16 protein-coding genes are annotated in these 21,571 nt (G+C 45.0%); 6 read left to right on the top strand and 10 right to left on the bottom strand.

Features of this window, described 5'->3' with window-relative positions:
• The first annotated feature begins 54 nt into the window (after nucleotides 1-54).
• The 6 genes from moaA (at nucleotide 55) to LU361_RS10810 (ending at nucleotide 6,227) form a co-directional block, all read left to right on the top strand.
• Entirely contained in the window at nucleotides 55-1,080 is a 1,026-nt protein-coding gene (gene moaA, locus LU361_RS10835) for a GTP 3',8-cyclase MoaA (RefSeq protein ID WP_233088863.1), read from the top strand.
• Nucleotides 1,081-1,112: 32 nt separating this feature from the next.
• Nucleotides 1,113-1,619, top strand: coding sequence for a molybdenum cofactor biosynthesis protein B (moaB, locus tag LU361_RS10830; protein ID WP_233088862.1), 507 nt, complete (start codon nucleotides 1,113-1,115; stop codon nucleotides 1,617-1,619).
• 355 nt (nucleotides 1,620-1,974) lie between these two features.
• A complete protein-coding gene (locus tag LU361_RS10825; protein WP_233088861.1) occupies nucleotides 1,975-2,742 on the top strand; it encodes a transporter substrate-binding domain-containing protein in 768 nt (255 codons plus the stop codon).
• Between the two features lie 161 nt (nucleotides 2,743-2,903).
• Nucleotides 2,904-4,094, top strand: coding sequence for a molybdopterin molybdotransferase MoeA (locus LU361_RS10820; RefSeq protein WP_233088860.1), 1,191 nt, complete (start codon nucleotides 2,904-2,906; stop codon nucleotides 4,092-4,094).
• A 149-nt stretch (nucleotides 4,095-4,243) separates the two neighbouring features.
• On the top strand, nucleotides 4,244-4,543 hold the full coding sequence (locus tag LU361_RS10815; protein WP_233088859.1) for a DUF1244 domain-containing protein: 300 nt from the start codon (nucleotides 4,244-4,246) through the stop codon (nucleotides 4,541-4,543).
• 370 nt (nucleotides 4,544-4,913) lie between these two features.
• Nucleotides 4,914-6,227, top strand: a complete 1,314-nt coding sequence (locus tag LU361_RS10810; protein ID WP_233088858.1) for a glycerophosphodiester phosphodiesterase family protein — start codon at nucleotides 4,914-4,916, stop codon at nucleotides 6,225-6,227.
• Nucleotides 6,228-6,334: 107 nt separating this feature from the next.
• On the opposite strand, the gene LU361_RS10805 is transcribed toward LU361_RS10810, so the two are convergent.
• The 10 genes from LU361_RS10805 to nusA all read right to left on the bottom strand — a co-directional run bounded on the left by LU361_RS10805 (nucleotide 6,335) and on the right by nusA (nucleotide 21,571).
• On the bottom strand, nucleotides 6,335-7,948 hold the full coding sequence (locus LU361_RS10805) for a di-heme oxidoredictase family protein (protein WP_233088857.1): 1,614 nt from the start codon (nucleotides 7,946-7,948) through the stop codon (nucleotides 6,335-6,337).
• Between the two features lie 567 nt (nucleotides 7,949-8,515).
• Nucleotides 8,516-10,417, bottom strand: coding sequence for a DUF885 domain-containing protein (locus LU361_RS10800; protein ID WP_233088856.1), 1,902 nt, complete (start codon nucleotides 10,415-10,417; stop codon nucleotides 8,516-8,518).
• Nucleotides 10,418-10,827: 410 nt separating this feature from the next.
• Entirely contained in the window at nucleotides 10,828-11,718 is an 891-nt protein-coding gene (locus tag LU361_RS10795) for a LysR substrate-binding domain-containing protein (RefSeq protein ID WP_233088855.1), read from the bottom strand.
• Nucleotides 11,719-12,049: 331 nt separating this feature from the next.
• The gene (locus LU361_RS10790) at nucleotides 12,050-12,868 is read right to left on the bottom strand and encodes a S1/P1 nuclease (protein ID WP_233088854.1); all 819 of its coding nucleotides are present in this window, start codon (nucleotides 12,866-12,868) and stop codon (nucleotides 12,050-12,052) included.
• Nucleotides 12,869-12,981: 113 nt separating this feature from the next.
• Nucleotides 12,982-15,120, bottom strand: coding sequence for a polyribonucleotide nucleotidyltransferase (pnp, locus tag LU361_RS10785; RefSeq protein ID WP_233088853.1), 2,139 nt, complete (start codon nucleotides 15,118-15,120; stop codon nucleotides 12,982-12,984).
• Between the two features lie 122 nt (nucleotides 15,121-15,242).
• Nucleotides 15,243-15,512 carry a 30S ribosomal protein S15 gene (rpsO, locus tag LU361_RS10780; protein ID WP_233089529.1) on the bottom strand — a complete coding sequence of 90 codons (270 nt, stop codon included), beginning with the start codon at nucleotides 15,510-15,512 and terminating at the stop codon, nucleotides 15,243-15,245.
• A 326-nt stretch (nucleotides 15,513-15,838) separates the two neighbouring features.
• A complete protein-coding gene (gene truB, locus LU361_RS10775) occupies nucleotides 15,839-16,774 on the bottom strand; it encodes a tRNA pseudouridine(55) synthase TruB (RefSeq protein WP_233088852.1) in 936 nt (311 codons plus the stop codon).
• 11 nt (nucleotides 16,775-16,785) lie between these two features.
• The gene (rbfA, locus tag LU361_RS10770; protein ID WP_233088851.1) at nucleotides 16,786-17,169 is read right to left on the bottom strand and encodes a 30S ribosome-binding factor RbfA; all 384 of its coding nucleotides are present in this window, start codon (nucleotides 17,167-17,169) and stop codon (nucleotides 16,786-16,788) included.
• Nucleotides 17,170-17,205: 36 nt separating this feature from the next.
• Nucleotides 17,206-20,052 carry a translation initiation factor IF-2 gene (infB, locus tag LU361_RS10765; RefSeq protein WP_233088850.1) on the bottom strand — a complete coding sequence of 949 codons (2,847 nt, stop codon included), beginning with the start codon at nucleotides 20,050-20,052 and terminating at the stop codon, nucleotides 17,206-17,208.
• A gap of 16 nt (nucleotides 20,053-20,068) precedes the next feature.
• Entirely contained in the window at nucleotides 20,069-21,571 is a 1,503-nt protein-coding gene (gene nusA, locus LU361_RS10760) for a transcription termination factor NusA (RefSeq protein WP_233088849.1), read from the bottom strand.

Here is a 21,571-nt window from a genome sequence, read left to right as displayed (position 1 = left end):
CATGACAGAAAGAACGCTCTTATATTCAATATTTGTTATTCAATAGGTTAGCATTTGTTTGGAACAACTCAGTCATCCCATGAGAATCGTCAAAATAACGCGTTGATTGATTCTTTTGGTAGAAAAATCAACTACCTACGCCTATCGGTGACTGACCGCTGTGATTTTCGTTGTGTCTACTGCATGGCCGAAGACATGACATTTTTGCCCAGAGCCCAGTTGTGTACGCTTGAAGAGCTGGTACACATTAGCCAGAGCTTTGTCGCACTGGGTATCCGTAAAATTCGAATTACCGGCGGCGAACCCTTAATTCGCAAAAATATACAGAGCCTATTTCAAGCGCTCGGCGAGATTGAAGACCTCGAAGAGCTGGCCATTACTACCAACGGCGCTCACCTTATTGAGCACGCGCAATCACTGCAAGCTGCAGGCGTAAAACGCATTAACGTCAGCCTTGATAGCCTTGATTCGGCGCAGTTTACTCAGCTAACGCGAACCGGAAACCTCGATAACGTGCTTTCAGGTATCGATCACGTTAACAAGCTCGGATTCGCCAAGATTAAGCTCAACGCAGTAGTTCTCAAAAACCGAAACGTTGATCAAGTTATTCCTCTCGTTCGCTTTGCCATCGATAACGGCCTTGATTTGAGCTTTATCGAAGAAATGCCTCTGGGCAATATCAGCGAGCACAATCGCAGTGAAGAATTCATCAGCAGTGAAGCCTTGCGCGAGTTAATACAATCGCAACTGAGCTTACTGCCCAGCTCTGAATCCACCGGCGGCCCTTCCAGATACTGGCAGGTGCCCCATTCAAACACCAAAATTGGCTTTATCTCCCCACACAGTGAAAACTTCTGCGACGCTTGCAATCGCGTTAGAGTCAGCGCCGAAGGCAAGCTGCTACTGTGTTTGGGCAATGAACATGCCGTCGACTTAAAACAGATCATTCGTGCGAATCCAGGCCAGCCGAAACAGGTTCAACAGGCGATTATTAAAGCCATGGAGATCAAACCCGAGCGCCATTACTTTGATAATGACGATGTACAAATAGTAAGATTCATGAATACCACTGGCGGCTAGCCGATAATTTTCACGTGTAATGAATACAATTTATGACAGCAGCAAAAGAATTCACACCGCTTAACATCGCGGTATTGACCATCAGCGACACTCGCGACGAATCCACAGACACCTCCGGCGACCTCTTAGTGAAAGGGGTAAAAGACGCAGAACATAACTTTGTCGAAAAAGTCATCGTCAAAGACGACATCTACCTAATTCGCCGCGAACTCTCTCGCTGGATTGCAGACCCGACTATTCACGCGGTGCTCACCACTGGCGGCACCGGTTTTTCCGGCAGAGACAGTACGCCCGAGGCCGTCACGCCTTTGTTTGATCAAGAAGTGGTTGGATTTGGCGAGTTATTTCGCAGTGTCTCCTACCAACAAATTGGCAGCTCAACAATTCAATCACGCTGTGTTGCGGGAATGGCGAATAAAACCGTAATTTTCTGTCTTCCAGGTTCAAACAACGCCTGTGCAACCGGCTGGAACGAAATCATTAAAGATCAATTAGACAGCCGACACCGACCATGCAACTTTGTCGGTCAGCTCACCTAATCATACAACTCACCTATTTACGTATATAACCTATTCACGTACATAAATAGGAATTCGTACCTGCACCACAAGGGTTCGCATTTATTATACGTTTCAGAATAATGACCAATTTCGAGTCAATTTGCGTCATTATTCTGAAAAACTTGCCGTTTAACCCCTATTTTCATACTTAGGTGTAGACTTATCGCCTACTTTTGTCTAAGAATACGGCACAATTCACGTTGCAACAGACAACGAACTTCTCGATCGGTATCTTTAACAGCCCCGGCCAGTTTGGTTACCTGAGAGAGAAACACAAAAATACAGCGGTCTTAGGGTTCTACCATATCCACTTTGAGCATTTCGGTATTTGGTGATGAACCTAAAATACACAATTACATATCCTTATATTTTCTATGTCCGTCAACTCGTTGTGACCTTAGTGTCACTGGCTTTGATTGCGACATCCACGGCGGACGAAAACAGTAACAACCATGAAGAATTACCACTATTTATCGTAACCACTCCGTCGCCGATCACCGACTACTCAACGATCTCAAACTCTCATATCCACATTTTAGAAAGTGTTTTCGAAAAGCTCGGTTTAAAACTGCAAATGCAATTGGTGTTGGCTGAAACCACCCAGAAGCAGTTCAAAGCGAATCGCTACGACGGCAGCATCTTCATTGAGGGCAAAAGTGAGCACGCTGGCGGAATAAGAATTGAAGAGCCTCTCGAGTATGTTTACTTCGATATGTTCTGTTTAGTGGAATCCTGTAAAGATCCTCACAGCATTCCCAACAACGCCGTTATTGCCGCAACGGGCCTTGGCAAAAACATCATTGATCGCTACTTCGGTGACAACAACTTGGATGTTGTGGTCGCCAATCACCCAGAACACTTATTAAGATTGGTGAAGTCTGGTAGAGCGCAATACGGGTTTACCGGCAGACCGCTGCTGCGTTCAGCGTTAGCGCGTAACGAAAACAACAAGAGTCTATTCACGACTGTGAAAGGTGCGTCGATAAAACGAGGCTTGTACTTGCATTTATCCAACACTAACGCCGAATTCACCGAACGGCTCGAACAATTGTTGCTCGAAGATTATCACCCGAAAGCGAAACACATCAGCAACAGCGACTAGTCACTGAATTTCCATGGTTATATCTATCGTTATGCCGATCGTTACATGACATCAATCGTTGCGTGAAAATCTGACAAATCAGTCTTGATCTTTCAGGTAGTTTCCCTAGAAACTACCTGCTACAAAACCTTTATTTCCTAGTCGACGTATTACCCTCAGTCATGCATAAACTCGAACAAATACTACCCTCAATTCTCGATCAAGCCACACCATCAACCGACGTTGAAAATACGCCACTTGCCGACGCCTGCAACTCTGTGGTGGCACAGCCGCAAATATCCCAAATCAATGTGCCACCGCAAGACAACAGCGCCATGGACGGGTTTGCTTTCAACTACGATCAGATTGAAGAAAATCAGCCCGTAACAGTCAGCCAAATTATCTACGCGGGCACCAGCCCAACACCATTAGCACCGAACACGGCCGCGCGTATTTTTACCGGCAGCGAAATTCCCGCTGGCGCCAACACCGTGGTAATGCAGGAAAACTGCGAATACGACGCAGAATTAAAACAGGTTATTATTAAAAAATTGCCTGCCGCTGGAGACAACATACGTCGCCAAGGCCAAGACATCGCCATTGGCCAAACCGTCTTGGCTCAAGGAACACGCCTTAAACCTCAAGATATTGGCATGTTGGCATCCATTGGCATTGATAAAATTCCAACCATCAAAAAACCCACCGTGGCTATTTTCTCAACCGGAGACGAACTGGTTGAACCCGGACAAGCGCTGGCGCCTGGAAAAATATACAACTCCAATCGGTTTTTATTGGCAACCTACTTACACGCCCTTGGCTGTAACACCGTTGACCTTGGCATTGCCAAAGACACGCACGAAGATACCGTCAACATCTTAGAAAAAGCCAGCCAATACGACTGCATTATTACTTCAGGTGGAGTCTCGGTAGGAGAAGCCGACTTTGTTAAACAGGCGGTTGAACACTTAGGTAAGCTAGATGTTTGGAAGCTCGCCATTAAACCGGGCAAACCGCTGGCTTTTGGCAACATAAACGATACGCCCTTTTTCGGATTACCCGGTAACCCGGTCGCTGTATTCGTGACTTTTTTGCTGGTGGTAAAACCGTTTCTTCAGAAAACTCTCGGCAACAACACACCGCTTACTACCCGAAAATTCCAAGCAAAATTTACCGTGAAAAGACCGGGTATTCGTCAACATTATATGCGAGTCAAAATAAATGCCGAGAATCAATTAGAATCGTTTCCTAATCAAAGCTCGGGTATTTTATCGTCTGTTTCGTGGGCCGATGGCCTAGCTATTATTCCCATTGACACAACCGTACAAGAAGGTGACTGGCTAGACGTTATACTGTTAAACGATTCCGTTTTTTAAATAACGGTAAACAACACTCACACTTCAAGCACTTAAATTTGAAACACTTACATTTAAAACACTTATATTGAAAACAATAGCAACCTTTGATCCACACAAGTGATCTTGGCGTTTATCAAAGGTTCTTACACACAGCTTAGGGTAAGATCATGTCAGAATATTCTCAAACCGAAATTGAATTACAAGCAGCCGCCTTTCGTAAATTATTAAGTCATTTAGACAGCCGCAAAGACGTTCAAAATATCGATTTAATGATTCTTGCAGGATTCTGCCGAAACTGCCTCAGCAAATGGTACATGGCCGAAGCAAAAGACAAAGGTATAGAAATGGATTATGACAAAGCTCGAGAAATAGTTTACGGCATGCCATACAGCGAGTGGAAAGAAAAATACCAACTCGAAGCCACACCCGAACAAATGGAAAAGTTTAACGCAGCTAACAAAAAGTAAGTTAGTGATTAGAAACATTTACGTATCAAAATAAGTACACCAGCCAAGTACGCCATATAATATAGAAAGTTATACGTACCAATAGAAACTCAAAAGCAGAAACCCCATAGCAGAGAAACTTGAGAACCAATAAGGGCCAATCACGTCTCTCTGCTTTTATCCAATAACGGATTTTTCTGTAAGGCAGCTCAGAAAGAAAAAGTTAATCTAAACAATCATTGGTTCTGGGAATTATTACTCAGAATTGAATATTCGTTTCCTGATTTTTAAACCAGTAAAAAAACTTCAACAATTCACCCGTATTTTGAGCTCACGAAAAGCACCCTAAAGCGGATTTCCGCTTCCGATAACATCCATCTAAGGTAAGCACATGAGAACAACCAAAATACTGGTTAACCTTATTCCATTGTTGCTTGTTGGTTTCTTCTCCAACGCAGCAGTGAGTGAAGCAAACAGAGAGTTTAATAAGTCATTTAAATTTAAACCCACCGCCCAAGTTGGCGCCAGACCGCAATTTTTAATTGATGGTTTACCCAATGGCAAACTAAAGCGAACCCTGCAACGGTGTGAAAACCGACGATTTGTGAAAACCGATTTTTCCATTGGTCATCGCGGCGCGCCGGCACAGTTCCCAGAACACACCAAAGAATCATACCAAGCGGCAGCAACAATGGGCGCGGGAATTCTTGAGTGTGACGTTACCTTTACTTCTGATGGCGAACTGGTTTGCCGTCACGATCAATGCGATCTTCATACAACAACCAATATTATTACCACCGACTTGAACAATCAGTGCACGGTTCCTTGGAACGCAGACGCTCCCAATCCAGGTTCGGTAAAGTGCTGTGCCAGTGACATTACCTTAGCACAGTTTAAAACTTTACAAGGCAAAATGGATTCGTTTGATCCCAATGCCACAACCGCAGAAGAATTTCTTGGCGGGGTTGCGGATTGGCGAACCGAATATTACGACAGTCGCGGTCAATTGATGACCCACAAAGAAAGTATCGCACTGTTTAAAAAATTAGGCCGAAAATTCACCCCAGAATTAAAAGGTCCAGATCGAGACGCCAACTTACAAATTGAAGACGTGTTCGGCTCACAAGAAAACTACGCCCAAAAAATGATTGACGAGTACCGAGAAGCAGGCGTGTCTCCCAGAAAAGTTTTTCCGCAATCGTTCAACTTGAATGACATACTTTACTGGATTGAAAACGAACCCCGTTTTGCCAAACAAGCGGTATTTTTAGATGGCCGCTACGCTACCGGTATTGATCCCAATAATGCAGAAACATTTTCGCCCAGCATGGAAGAATTAGTTTCTCAAGGTGTTGAAATCATTGCGCCACCAATTTTTATGTTGCTAGCTGTAGAAGACAACGGTGATATCGTTCCGTCGGTTTACGCCAAAGAAGCGAAAGCCGCTGGTTTAGAAATTATTACCTGGTCGCTAGAACGTTCTGATATTCGTCAAGGTTCCCGCACTGGGGTTGATGGCAACGGCAACATTACTGCGGATTTCTATTATCAGTTTGACGTAAACCCAGAAATACAAACCGTTAACAACGACAGTGATATGTACACCGTGGTTGATGTTCTGGCCCAAGACGTTGGTGTTATCGGAATCTTTTCCGATTGGCCTGCTACCGTGACTTACTACGCAAACTGTATGAACCTTCGATAAATTAAAATAGCTTCATAATTTATCGACCTCAAAAAACCAACAGCGCGAATACATGCTGCGTTGTTGGTTTTTCGCATTTAAAGAACCTAAAAAGAGCCTAAAACACTTTAGAGCTCTTCTGGCGTGCGCAAGGATTTCAAAAAGGCAATTAATTTAGCCTGATCTTCATCGCTTAAACCTCGGAACGCTTCGCGCTGATCAAACGCATCACCATCGTGCTGTAAAATGGCCTCAAACAACGTAGGAGCACGTCCGTCGTGCATATACGGCGCGGTATCGGCTACCCCCCAAAGGCGCGCAGTAATAAAACTGCGATTGACTTCATCCGAAACGCCACTGGCTTTTTCTTCCAATCGCGGCCCCATATTATGCACTTTCAAATCTGAAAAAGCGGGCACCTTAATTCCACCACGACCATTAGCTTGAAAACCAATGGTGGTTAAATCAACTTCGTAGAATTTGGTTTCAGGCGTAAATATTTTTAAGCCAGGCGAAAACTCTGGGAAATGGTAAGACAGAATTTTGCTTTTAGATTGAAGTTTCAATTTATGGCAATCCGCACAACCAATATCTTTAAATAAACGGCGACCTTGGCGCGCTTCACGACTTAAATGTTCCTGAAATGGCGGCGGTGTTGTGGTGTTGAAAATCGCCAAGGCTGACATCTGACCAATGGTAATTTCTTTTATGTAACCATCGCCGTCGTGGTCTTCATTGCCGAAGATTTCTTCTGCTTCAATACCGTGGTGAAAATGCATGGCATCGCAATCAAATTCGCGAGTTGTCACCCGGCTGGCTTTGCGACCAAAAGGACGAATGATTAAATCAGCTCCCACGCCCTCAACTTTGGAAACGTCCAAATGCAAAACAGAGCCGTATTCATTTTCTGCCCATTGGTCTGGAATCTTGTGTCGCTCACCAAAAATTGGGCTACCAACAGCGAGACTGGTTCCTTCAGGATTACACGCGTGAGCAAAACGCAATTGACTTTGATCTTTAACTTTCGCTAAAGCTTCTGCGGTTGCCTCATGCTCTTGCCAGCGGATTTTACCGAAATTCACACCGTGGGTTTTAAGATCATAGAAAACGCCAGGATTTCTTTTCGCGCGGGCTTTAATGCGATGCAACCTTTGGGTCATTTCCATCGCAACCAATTCAAGACCACCGGAGCCAAAAACAAACGGCGGATTAATTGGCCGACCATCGACGCGGGCGTAACCGTTACCGGCTTCGTCTGCGATATCAAAATCCGTCGTCGCCAATACATTATTCGAAATACTGCCGACACCGCCGACGGTAAATCGCATCGGAATCTCTGCCGCACTGCCAATACCATGGCACTCTAAGCAGGATTGAGCATCGCCACCGTTCACCCGACGAGGAAAAGGAAAGATAAGATCATCGTTGGGTTCAACGTAGGAAGGCCGACCACCCAGTGTTGCATTATTTTCTTGATTTAACGGTCCATCACCTAAGCCATCAAAGGTATTAAATGGCGTGGAGAACATTTGCATACCTTGCTGAAATATCGTGCCTAATGGAATTTCCCCAGAAGCAATTTCTTCTTGAGTAATGCTAACGGTATTATTGGCAGATTCTCCTGGAGGAGGAAGTAATGATTCATCCGTTGGATCAACGGGTTCAGCGGCAAATACGGAAGATGACGATGCACAAATTAATACTACTAACGATTTTTTGCGTAGGAATTGTGAGATAAACATCAGCGATATCCTTGGACTTTTCCGTTTTTTATTAGAAGTAAACTCAAAGTCTTACAACAAACAGGAGAACACCAAGGGAGTGGAATAGAACAATGAAGGGATTGACAGAGTTGTTAAATAACAATCATTAAAAGACAGAAAAAATTAATACACTAAATACCGATTACTTTTTTTGCATTCAGAATACAGGACAGAAATCGCCAAACTTGGCAAAAAAGAAAAACGTTACATAACCGATAAACCACTTGCAACTCTATTATCCTTGCAACCAATCCAATAAAAACCTCCAACCACGATTAAAGACTTACACACATTTTTCACCAGGAAATATAACGATTGCCAACCACCTTGTAAAGCGACACAAAATGAATCACAGCCGTTATGGTGGATAAATTCATTAATCAAATTCTTTATTTCAATCGCCGATATACATTGGCATGCAAAAAATTGAATCAGAACTTTTCTCGACTAACAATTCAAGAAATAAAAACAACATCTGAAAATTAAGCAATAAAAAAGGCGAACCAAAACAGTTCGCCTTTTTGAAGATTTAATCCAAGCTAATTATTAATGGTTGGAATGCGCTACCTGAGAATCTTGCTTTGCACTTTTTACCCAAGCATCAATTTTAGCTTCCAACATGGATAACGGCATTGGGCCATCTTCCAAAACCAAATCGTGGAAACGGCGAATATCGAACTTGTCACCAAGTGCGACCTTGGCACTTTCTCGCAATTCCAAAATTTTGATTTTACCGATTAAATACGCCGTCGCTTGCCCCGGATAAACAATGTAACGCTCGATGGCTTTAACGGTATCGTTTGCAGGGTTCGGAGTATTGTCTTGCAAATATTGAATCGCTTCTTCGCGGCTCCACTGCTTTGAATGAATACCGGTATCGACCACCAATCGACACGCACGCCACAATTCCATAGCTAAACGACCAAAGTCAGAATACGGATCTTGATAAAACCCCATTTCTTTTCCGAGGTATTCGCTGTACAAGCCCCAGCCTTCGGTGAATGCAGTAAAACGCGCGTTTTTCTGAAATTCTGGTAAGCCTTGTAATTCGGCAGTAATCGCTAATTGATTGTGATGACCGGGAATTCCTTCATGGTAAGCTAGAGCTTCCATTTGGTATTTCGGCATATCGGCCATTCGGTACAAATTAACGTAGTAGATACCAGGACGACTGCCATCCGGCGGTGGTCCTTGATAAAACGCCTTACCGGCACTTTTTTCTCTAAATTCTTCCACGCGTTTTACGGTAAGTTCTGCTTTCGGCAAAATACCAAAATATTGCGGAAGAACCTCGCGCATTTCGTCAATGGCTTTAACAGAGGCCGCTAAATAATCGGCGCGACCTTCGTCGGATTCTGGATAGAAAAACTGCTGGTCTTCACGCATGAAGGCAAAGAACGCCTGCAAATCGCCCTCGAAACCCACTTGCTTCATAATCACACGCATTTCGTTGTGAATGCGTTCAACATTTTCAAGACCTAGCTGGTGGACTTGCTCTGCATTCAAATCGGTTGTGGTGTAGTGGTTCAATAAGCGGTTGTAATAGGCTTCGCCGTTAGGCAAACGCCAAACACCGTCACCTTCTGGAGCCACTTCCGCTTGGCTTTCTAGCTCAGCTATAATTTTATGGTAAGCCGGTAAAACAATATCGGTTAGCGCAGAAGTCGCTTTTTCAAGATACGCCACCGAAGCTTCGTCATCTAACGATAAACTCTCAAGCTTTGCTTTAAAGTCAGAATAAATTGGGTTCTCGGTGTTACTGTCTTTATCGAAGGGCACGCCGCTAATGATATTTTTCGACGCCTCTAGCATTTGCGGGTAACTCCACTGGGGAGGATAAACACCCAATTCTGCTTGAGCCTTCATCAATGTGATCACTTGATCAAATAACGGACCGACCTTTTCTAGCCGGGAAACATAGGCTTGCAGTTCTTCTTCCGATGACACTCGATGTATATTGATCAACAAGCTTGGAACCAAGGTATGCCAAGCTCGGAACTGCTGCATAACGTAATCGTTATCACTGAATTCGTAGATTTTAATCGACCGATCCAAACGAGACTTAGAAATTGCCAAAGTGAGCTTGGCTTGATCGTCGAGGGCACTTTCATCGATTTGATTCAAGGCTTCACGTCGATTCAGATTTATTTGATGAGTTTCCTCGTCGTATTCGGCACTCAAATCACCCCACTGATCGTATCCCAGCTTTGAACCGCGAAATGACGCAAAAATAGGAGACCGCTCAAGGTTCTCTTGATAGTAACCGTCGAGTAATGCAATCAGTTTTTCTTTTTCAGAGACCACGGTTTGTTCGTTGGACGCAGTTTTTTCTTGCACTGAAGATTCTTGCGCGGACGTTTGTGCTTGTTGGGAAGAATCACAACCCGCCATAATCAGTGAAACCGTCGCGATCACAGCCCCTAACGCAGTTTTCATATAGATATTCATATCTTTTATAATCCCATTGATGGAAAAATCATCTCGCCCTAAAGGGTGACACCTGCAACCATTTAATTTGTGTTAACAGGCCCTAAGACAATGAACGAAACTAAGCCCGTCGACCTCAATAGCAGAACTAGAATCAATATCAACGAAGGTCTCGTTAAAAACAACGTTCAACAGATCTTTTATCTATGAAATAACCGGATCGTCTGAGAAGAGAATTAAGGCAGGAACTGAAACAAGAATTAAGGCGGAAACTGAAAAATAGACTTGGAGAAAATAAAAACTCTACGTAAACCGTCAAGCAAAAAGTACGACTGTAAGCTCAACTGAGAATACGATTAAAAGTATAATTAAGAACACAACTAAAAGACAAAGCAAGCCAGTTAAGCTTGCGGTATTTTAATCACTTTGTTTTATTGAGGTTCAATCAAACGATCGCGCGTAATCCATTCTTCAAAGATAGAAACCTTCAACGGTTTTTCGGGCTCAAATTGTGTGACGATATAATATTCTTGTGCTTCTTCGATGGGTAAATCAAACAACTGAATCAACTGCCCTTCTCGAATGTAATCGTGCGCTTCAAAGGTATTACACAAAGCTACACCGTACCCTAGGCGCGCGGCGGCTAACGCTTGGCTGGTATTGGAAAAATAAATGTTGGAATTCAGTTCTTCAATATTAACGCCGTACTTTTCAAACCAGCGCGACCAAAGCACTTCGCCATCGTGAATAATGGTGAAGTTAGTAATATCTTGCGGGCGCGACGCCGGTGCACGCCCCTGCAACAAAGCGGGACTGCAAACCGGAAATAACGGTGGTGCACCTAATTTTTTAACTGCGCGATTACCCGAATTTGGTCGGCCGTAGCAAATGGCAATATCGACGTCTAAGGGAATGTCTTGTTGTAAGGGTTCAATCTCTCGAACATGCAACTCAATGGTGGGGTACTTTTGGTAAAATTCGCAAATATGCCTTGCCGCCCAACTGGCCGCAATGGTTTGTGTGCAGGCAATGACAAGAGAGCCGCTTAACTCTTGGGGATTAATATTGCGAGCACCATCAATTATTTTATCGAACCCCTCTTTAACCGATTGATACAATCTTTGCCCGGCAGGAGTTAGCGCCAACTTATTGTGAGCGCGAGAAAATAATTTTACGGCTAATTGCTCTTCTAAAGCACGAACCTGATGGCTGATTGCGCCGTGACTGACACCCAGTTTTTCGCCAGCTCGCCCCAGGTGTAGGCATTCAGCAGCGCTCTCAAAAGCGCGAAGTGCAGACAAAGGCAATGTTCTGCGATCCAAGAGTAACTCCTAGAAATGAAATAATTGGCTGTTTATGATTTTTTAACAAAGGGTGAATAATTTTCACTAGAAGAGATTAATACGATTGATAGATTTTAACAAGCACGGTTAACCACAATTCTATATTACCGAGCGCAACATCAACTTTGTTAGTGAAAGCTAATTAATGCGAACATCTAAAAATATAATGGGTTAATAAATTTTTCAAAAATAAAAAAGCCTGTAAATATAGATTAAAATTAATAACACCTTTAATGACAGGCATAAATATTTCAAAACAGAAAAACACGATATACGTAATATCTAAAAATATATTTTACAAAACGCACTTTTAATCAGTCATTGAATTTAACAGAGTCGCCAAGCGTATTCCCGCAATCTGTAATCTTTGTCTGACGTAATTAGCATGCTTATCTGCGTATTGGGTCGTTACTTTTTGTGTTGAATCCAACTGTGCATAAATCAATTTAACCTGCTCGTAAGACTCTTTTGCCCATAGGTGAACATCTTGTTGCTCACTCCACGTTTGCTTTTGAGAGTTTGAAATATTTTTATTCAAAGAATTTGCAGCTTGCCTCCAATCCGACAATGACAATGTCTCTAACAACCAAGAATCCCAAATTTGGTGCAAGTTACTTGCTAGTACAGCACCAAATTTATTTTCCGCTGCCATTTTTATCTTGTTACCACCCCAATCCTGGGCGTAGCTGACGTGTAATGGTTGGTGAATATCCCCCACAAAATGAGATAACAGAAGCAAAGATTGTGACAAGTTTTTTCGTTCTGTTTTCAAATTAATTATGTGTGTGGTGATTGCTTTGGTCACGCAGGATTTTTTCCCACATATTGCAATTTCTTGGGAGTATTCACCGGCGTTTTTAGGAACGTTGACATAATGCATCGGCGCCAAATAGTTGAAACGATCATCACCGCGAATTTGATCGGCCCAGTTGCACGATTGGGCAAAGGTATCGAAACCTTTTTCCTTGTACAAAGGCTCAACCCAAGCTTGTGTTTTCTCAGTTAAATTTTGCCAGGCAATTTCACAAATAATTGCGTGCCCCGAAGATCCCCACGCCGATGCGCGAGTCGCGGAAAACATGAACAGAATTAAAACGGGTACCATTAAAAAATAGTTTGAACGAATCACGATTTGCATTCCTTGTTAAGCACGGTTCGCACCTGTCAATTTTTAACAGTTAATATGCATTTTTCACAGGCGAAAAAAAACCCGCCGAAGCGGGTTTTTCATTTGCGAAGCAGTTACTCTTCGCCAGCGTTAGAACCGTTAGATTCTGGCGCTGGTTGTTCAGGTGCTGGCTTTTCAAGAGTCTCTTTGATCGACAATTTAATGCGACCACGATTATCTACGTCCATGCACTTAACCTTAACGATTTCGCCTTCTTTTAGATAATCAGAAACGCTGTTGACGCGCTCATGAGCAATTTGAGAAATATGCACAAGCCCGTCTTTGCCCGGCAAGAAGTTTACAAACGCACCGAAATCAACAATGCGAACAACCTTACCTTCGTAGGTTGTGCCGATTTCAGCTTCTGCTGTGATCTCTTGAATGCGATCAAGAGCCGCTTGTAGAGACTCGCCTTCACCGTAAACTTTTACAGTGCCGTCGTCATCGATATCGATAGACGCACCGGTATCTTCGGTAATAGAACGAATGGTTGCACCACCTTTACCGATGATGTCACGGATTTTATCCGGATCAACTTTCAAGGTTTCAATGCGCGGTGCGCTTTGAGCAACAGAACCGCGAGACTCAGAAATAACTTTGTTCATTTCAGCAAGGATGTGCAAACGCGCATCTAAAGCTTGCTTCAATGCAATTTCCATAATCTCTTCGGTAATACCTTCGATTTTAATGTCCATTTGCAATGCGGTAACACCGTCGGCGGTACCAGCAACTTTAAAGTCCATATCACCGAGGTGATCTTCATCACCAAGAATATCGGTCAGAACAGCAAAACCGTTGTCTTCTTTTACCAAGCCCATTGCGATACCCGCAACTGGAGCTTTAAGAGGAACACCTGCGTCCATTAACGCAAGGCTTGAACCACAAACCGAAGCCATGGAGCTAGAACCGTTAGATTCGGTAATTTCACTCACAACACGCATGGTGTATGGGAATTCTTCTTCGCTTGGTAATACAGCACCAACACCGCGACGAGCAAGACGGCCGTGACCAATCTCACGACGACCTGTACCACCCATGCGGCCGGCTTCACCGACAGAATAAGGAGGGAAGTTGTAGTGCAACATGAAGTTGTCGCGACGCTCACCTTCTAATGCATCGATAATTTGCGCATCGCGAGTAGAACCCAAGGTTGAAACAACCAATGCCTGAGTTTCGCCGCGAGTGAACAACGCTGAACCGTGAACTTTTGGCAACACACCAACTTCAACCGCGATAGGACGAACGGTTTTGTTGTCACGGCCATCAATACGTGGCTCACCGGCAACAACGGATGAACGTACGGTGGTTTTCTCCAATTTGGAGAATTCTTTTTTCACGTCATCAGCGCTGTATTCGCTTTCTTCGGTAGCGATAGCTTCAACAGCTTGGCCGCGCAATTCACCCAACTTGGTGTATCGCTCTTGCTTATCGGTAATTCGGTACGCTTCGGCAACTGGAGCGGCCATCAATTCAGAAACAGCAGCTTTAAGCACCTCATCAACTGGCGGAGCAACCCAATCCCAAGCTGGCTTGGCAGTTTCACGAGCAAGCTCTTCTACGGCTGCGATTACCGCTTGTAGCTCTTGGTGAGCGTACAAAACAGCGCCGAGCATAATGTCTTCTGGAAGCTCGTTCGCTTCAGATTCCACCATTAATACTGCGTCTTTGGTACCCGCAACTACCATGTCTAGCTCAGAAGATGCGATGGCAGAATAGGTAGGATTCAGCAAATAACCGTCTTCTTGGGTATAGCCCACACGCGCAGCGCCAATTGGTCCGTTAAACGGAACACCTGAAATTGCTAGAGCGGCAGAAGTACCAATCATAGCGGCGATATCTGGATCGACATTTTTGTTTGCTGACAATACGGTACAAACAACTTGCACTTCATTGAAGAAGCCATCTGGAAAGAGCGGACGAATTGGACGGTCAATTAAACGTGAAGTTAATGTTTCTTTTTCACTTGGGCGGCCTTCACGCTTGAAAAAACCACCTGGGATTTTACCTGCTGCGTATGCTTTTTCTTGATAATGCACAGAAAGAGGGAAAAAATCTTGGCCCTCTACGGCTTCTTTTGCACCAACGACTGTGCACAGTACCGACGTGTCACCTACGGTCGCAATAACTGCACCGCTTGCTTGCCGAGCAACTCGGCCTGTTTCAAGGGTTACGGTGTCATTGCCGTATTGAAATGTTTTTATTACAGGATTCACGACAATATCCTTATGATTAAGTAGGTGCGCTCATTCGTGTTGATATCCACGACAATAAACAGAGCACACCAGAGAACTGAGAAATAACAAAGTGCCCGCAAAAGCGGGCACTTTGAATGGGATTAACGACGAAGACCCAGCTTTTGAATAAGAGCTGCGTAACGATTGACATCTTTCTTTTTGAGGTAGTCAAGCAACTTACGACGTTGGTTTACCATGCGGATCAAGCCACGACGAGAATGGTGATCTTGTTTGTGGTCGGCAAAGTGACCTTGCAACTTGTTGATGTTTGCCGTTAAAAGAGCAACCTGTACTTCAGGAGATCCAGTATCAGATTCTGAAAGTGCGTGTTCTTTTACGATTTCCGCTTTTTCTTGAGCACTTAGTGCCATGGTATTTTCCTCTAAACATTTAAAAATATGCCCACGATCAACTGTTAAAAACACATGATCATTCATTAGGCCTGCCCGCGCATATTTACAGACAGGTCAATACACTTGGAGCCACTACTTTTACTGCTCCAAGCTAGGAAGCCCTAAGGCTCCACATTCTTGCTACGTTGCTGAGTATTAAGCCTTGCTGATAATACTCAGCAAATCGATCAAACTTTGCAGTTTAACCACAAAGTACGGCTCAAAAACAACCATTCAATGGAACGCTGGCCTGGAATGACTTGCCCAGTGACCAGTTAAAAACCAAACCTATAAAACAACTAGGTTTATAAAACCACTAAGCGTTTCGGTTGAATTCGGCCATCATCGGTCACCGAACCCAACCCTAAAAACTGACCGCCTGTGGAGAAAACACGAACGGATTGCTCCACCGGTAATCCGCAAAATTGAGCATCGAACACGGATTGACCATGACTGAATTCTGTCTCGGTAAAATCAGGTAACGTCACTGACTGCAAATCCGCCACTGGTGAATCAATCGGCATTAAAAAATCGATTGAATCATCGCCGTCTTGCTCAAGTTTAGTGGATAATTCCTCCAAACTCATTGTTTGCGACAAATCGTAAGGTCCAGCCTGTGTGCGCCTCAACGACGTAACGGTTGCGCCAACACCTAATTTAAATCCAAGATCCAATGCCAACGATCGAATGTAAGTGCCTTTAGAGCAGGCAATCTCAACATCAATTTGGGCTTTTTCACCGGGACGAAAATCGTGCAGTTGGTAGCGATACACTCGAACACTGCGCGCTTTTCTTTCAACCTGGACGCCATTGCGAGCCAATTTGTACAGCGGCTGACCTTGGTGTTTCAGTGCTGAAAACATCGGCGGAACCTGTTCAATATCGCCAGTAAACAGCTCAATCGCAGATTCTACTTGTTCAACCGTGACCTGACTTGCATCGCACTCTTTAACGATTGGCGCATCCAGATCGCCACTTTCGGTTTCTAATCCTAGCTGAAATGTGGCTAGGTAGGTTTTGTCCGAATCCAATAAATATTGGGAAAATTTAGTCGCTTCCCCAAAACACAAAGGCAAAACGCCTGAGGCTAAAGGGTCAAGTGCGCCAGTATGTCCGGCTTTTTTTGCTCTTAATAAGTATTTTGCTTTTTGAAGGGCTTGATTGGATGAAAGCCCTAACGGTTTATCCAATACCAGCACACCATGAACTGGTCGGCGTTCAATACGAGGTTTTTTAGACATAAACTTCTGTATTAATCGTCGTCTTTTGAATTTGCACGATCAGCCGCAACGGCTTTATCGATAAGGTGTGATAACGCCTGACCTTTGGTGCTAGTTTCATCAAAAATGAACTGCAATTTAGGCGTAGCGCGAATATCCAACTCTTTTGCTAACAGTGATCGCAAAAAGCCAGCAGCTTTATTTAACGCAGCTACCGATTCATTGCGCTCGTCGTCGCTTTCGCGATCAACCAAGGTGACATAGACCTTAGCAAAAGAAAGGTCGCGGCTAACCACGACCTCATTAATGTTGACCATCCCAATGCGGGGGTCACGAACTTCGTTTCGAATAGTCGATGCCAAAATTCGCATAATGGCATCGGCTAAACGATCAGTACGATTGTATTCTTTAGACATATAAGTGATTCAGTTTCCAACAATACGTTTCAGAGATTAAAGCTCGCGAGCGACTTCTTTAATATCGTAAACTTCGATTTGGTCACCCACTTTTACATCGTAATCTTTCACGCCAATACCACATTCCATACCGTTTCGTACGTCGGCAACATCGTCTTTGAAGCGACGAAGTGACTCAAGCTCGCCTTCAAAAATTACTACGTTGTCGCGCAAAACGCGGATTGGCTTGGAGCGATAGACTGTACCTTCAACCACCATACAACCGGCAACCTGGCCGAACTTAGGTGATCTAAATACTTCACGAACATCGGCGATACCAACAATTTCTTCCACACGTTCTGGTGCCAACATACCGGCAAGTGCAGATTTAACTTCGTCTAATAGTTGGTAAATAATGCTGTAGTAGCGAATTTCAACCGAAGACTCTTCCGCCAAGCTACGCGTAGCCGCGCCCGCACGAACGTTAAAGCCTAAGACAACCGCACCGGAGGTTACCGCAAGGTTGACGTCGTTTTCGGTAATTCCACCAATACCGGAAGAAACAATGTTCACTTCTACTTCGTCGTTACCAACTTCAAGTAACGCTGCGGTAATGGCTTCTAGAGATCCGCGTACGTCGGCTTTTAATACAACAGGAAGAACTTTCTTCTCATTGCCACCGATATTGGCAAACATATTTTCAAGTTTAGCCGCTTGTTGACGACGCATTTTTTCTTGCTGTTCACGTTCTGCACGCTGCTCAGCCACTTCACGGGCTTTGCGCTCATCGGCAACAACAATGAAATCATCACCAGCATCAGGTGGTGCATCCAAACCGAGGATTTCCACAGGAGAAGATGGACCCGCTTCCGTGGTTGCCTTACCAAATTCGTTGGTCATTGCACGTACGCGACCGAAGCTCTGACCGGCCAATAAAATATCGCCGCGCTTCAATTCACCGCTTTGTACAAGAACGGTTGCTACAACACCGCGACCGCGTTCCATACGAGATTCGATGACCACACCGTTTGCAGGAACACCCACTTGCGCTTTCAGCTCAAGTAATTCTGCCTGGAGAGAAACCGCTTCAAGAAGATCGTCAATACCTTCACCAGTGTGAGCAGATACATTGATAAATTGCGTATCACCACCCCACTCTTCAGGAATGACTTCCACGGTGGTTAATTCATTGCGAACGCGATCTGGATCGGCTTCTGGCTTATCAATTTTGTTGACTGCAACAACGATAGGTACGCCAGCTGCGCGGGAGTGTTCTACCGCTTCACGAGTTTGCGGCATCACACCATCGTCGGCTGCAACGACAAGAATAACAACGTCGGTACACTGCGCTCCACGAGCACGCATAGCGGTAAACGCAGCGTGCCCTGGTGTATCTAGGAAAGCGATTTCGCCCTGAGAGGTTTTAACTCGGTAAGCACCAATGTGCTGGGTAATACCACCCGCTTCACCGGAAGCAACTTTGGTATCGCGAATGTAGTCGAGCAAAGAAGTTTTACCGTGGTCAACGTGGCCCATTACGGTCACAACCGGCGCTCGGCCAACGGTTTCGCCTTCAGCGTCGCTAACAGATTGGATTAAGTCGTCTTCAAGTTGGGTTTCGCTGACGTGCTTAATTTTGTGACCCATCTCTTCGATGATCAGCTCTGCAGTGTCGCGATCAATGGCTTGGTTAACCGTAGCCATTGTGCCCATCTTCATCAGATGCTTAACAACTTCTGCGGCTTTAATCGACATTTTCTGGGCGAGTTCAGATACGACGATCGTCTCACCAACTTCAACTTCATGCACTTTTTTACTCGTTGGCTTCTTGAAGCCATGTTTGTTTTTACTGCGAATCGGCGCTTTAGAACGACGGCGGGATTTACCATCTAAATCATCGTCATCGTCATCAGCGTAATTTAGTAAAGCTTTAAGGTTGGTTTTCTTCGGCCCCAAACCTTTAGGCTTAGCAGCCTTACCGCCCTTCTTCTTAGGCTCGTCACCATCATCTTCAGCAGTTTCACCATGGCGCTTCTTGCCAGGTTTTGCTGTAGTAGTCGCAGGAGCTTCAGCTGTTTTTGCCTTAGGTTTAGGCTTAGGCTTGGCAGCGTCGTCTTTTTTCTCTGCGGCTTTGGCTTGATTGTTTTTCTCTTCTAGAGCGCGTTTCTTTTCTGCCAGCTCAGCAGCCGCTTTTTCATCAGCTTCTTTGCGTGAGCGCATTGCTTGCAAACGGCGTTCTTCAAAGTCATCTAAGGTAAACGATGGTTTTGGCGCTTCTTGTGGTGCTGATTCCGGCTCAGCTTGTTCAGCTGTAGGCTCTTCTTCAACAGCAGATTCAGGCTCTGATGCTTGCTCTTCAACAACCTCGGCAACAGGCTCTGGTTCTGGCTCAGGAGTAGGCTCTGGTTCAACCGCTTCGGGTTCAGGAGTCTCTACTTCAGCAGCTTCCGCTTCGGCCACTTCGGCTTGTTCGGTCACGGTTTCAGCTTCGGCTTCTACGCTTTGCTCAACAATTGCTTCTGCAACTGGAGCTTCTACCTGACTCTCAACCACTTCATCGACAACCGCTTCTGATACTTCTTCAGCATCAGCGTGTTCGGCAACAGGCACGTCAACATTGCGTTTAACGTAAGTACGCTTTTTACGCACCTCTACGTTTACGGTTTTCTTGTTGCCGGTTTTCAATGTTGTGGTGGTTTTGCGTTTGAGGGTAATTTTTCGTGGCGCCTCAGACGCTTCGCCATGACTGCTTTTCAAAAATGACAGCAGTTTCTGTTTCTCTTCGTCGGATACCAATGAATCCGGGCTTTGATGCTCTAATCCAGCGTCTTTCATTTGACTCAGCAGGCGATCCACTGAGGCACCTACTGATTTGGCAAGTTCGCTTACTGTTACTTCAGCCATTATCACTCCTCAGTCTTTAACTATCTGCGCTGTCTGAATCTGAAAACCACGGCTCACGAGCTTTCATAATCAGCGCGGCGGCACGTTGTTCGTCCATGCCATCGATATCTAACAATTCGTCAACCGCCAACTCAGCCAAATCGTCCATAGTGGCAACACCACGGCTGGCTAGCAAAAAGGCAAGGTGACGATCCATTCCTTCCATATTCAGAAGATCTTCAGCAGGCTCTGCGTTTTCTAGCTTCTCTTCGCTGGCAAGCGCTTGAGTAAGCAACGCGTCTTTAGCACGTGCGCGAAGTTCTTCTGCAATATCTTCGTCGAACCCTTCGATTGAAAGCATTTCATCGAGAGGTACGTAAGCAATTTCTTCGAGGGTGGTGAAACCTTCTTCGACAAGCACTTCGGCGATATCTTCATCGATATCCAACGCTTGCATGAAGGTTTCCATGTAAGTGCCAGTTTCAGCTTGCTGCTTGCTCTGCCACTCATCCAAACTCATGACGTTGATCTCCCAACCGGTAAGATCACTGGCCAAGCGAACGTTTTGTCCACCGCGGCCAATTGCCATAGCGAGATTGTCTTCTTGAACGGCGACATCCATAGAATGGGCGTCTTCGTCCACGACGATAGATTCGATTTCAGCCGGCGCCATTGCATTGATCACAAATTGCGCTGGGTTATCGTCCCAAAGCACAATGTCAACGCGCTCGTTGCCTAATTCGTTAGAAACCGCCTGTACACGAGAACCACGCATACCAACACAAGCGCCAACTGGGTCAATGCGGCCGTCGTTGGTGGTCACGGCGATTTTAGCGCGTGAACCTGGGTCGCGAGCAGCGCTTCGAAGTTCGATCACTTCCTCGGCGATTTCCGGCACTTCGATGCGGAATAATTCGATGAGCATTTGCGGGCAAGAACGGCTTAAGAACAACTGAGGGCCGCGCATTTCGGTGCGAATCTCAAGTAAGATAGCGCGAACACGATCGCCCATGCGGAAGATTTCACGGCCGACCAATTGGTCTCGCGGCATCAAGCCTTCGGCATTATTGCCAAGATCAATGATGATGTTATCGCGCGTTACCTTTTTCACGGTTCCGCTGATCAATTCACCAACACGATCACGGTATTCATCCACCACTTGAGCACGTTCAGCTTCGCGAACTTTCTGAACAATAACTTGCTTGGCAGTTTGAGCAGCGATTCGGCCAAAGCCGACGTTTTCTACTTTTTCACGGTAGACATCGCCAACCACTAATTTGGGATCTTTTTCGATCGCCTCTTCCGTTGTAAATTGGGTACCAAGTTCCGCAACGACGTCGTCACTTACCACTTCCCAGCTACGGTAGGTTTCGTAATCACCGGTTCTGCGATCGATGATAACTTCGATGGTGGAGTCTTCGTCGTAACGTTTTTTAGTTGCCGTTGCTAAGGCAATTTCGATTGCTTCGAAAATTAAGCCTTTGTCGACACCCTTTTCATTGGATACCGCGTCGGCAACCAGTAGGATTTCTTTGTTCAT

Origin of the sequence: Sessilibacter corallicola, assembly GCF_021290925.1 — a bacterium.
Classification (GTDB): domain Bacteria; phylum Pseudomonadota; class Gammaproteobacteria; order Pseudomonadales; family Cellvibrionaceae; genus Sessilibacter; species Sessilibacter corallicola.
This window is presented reverse-complemented; position numbering and strand designations above follow the sequence as displayed.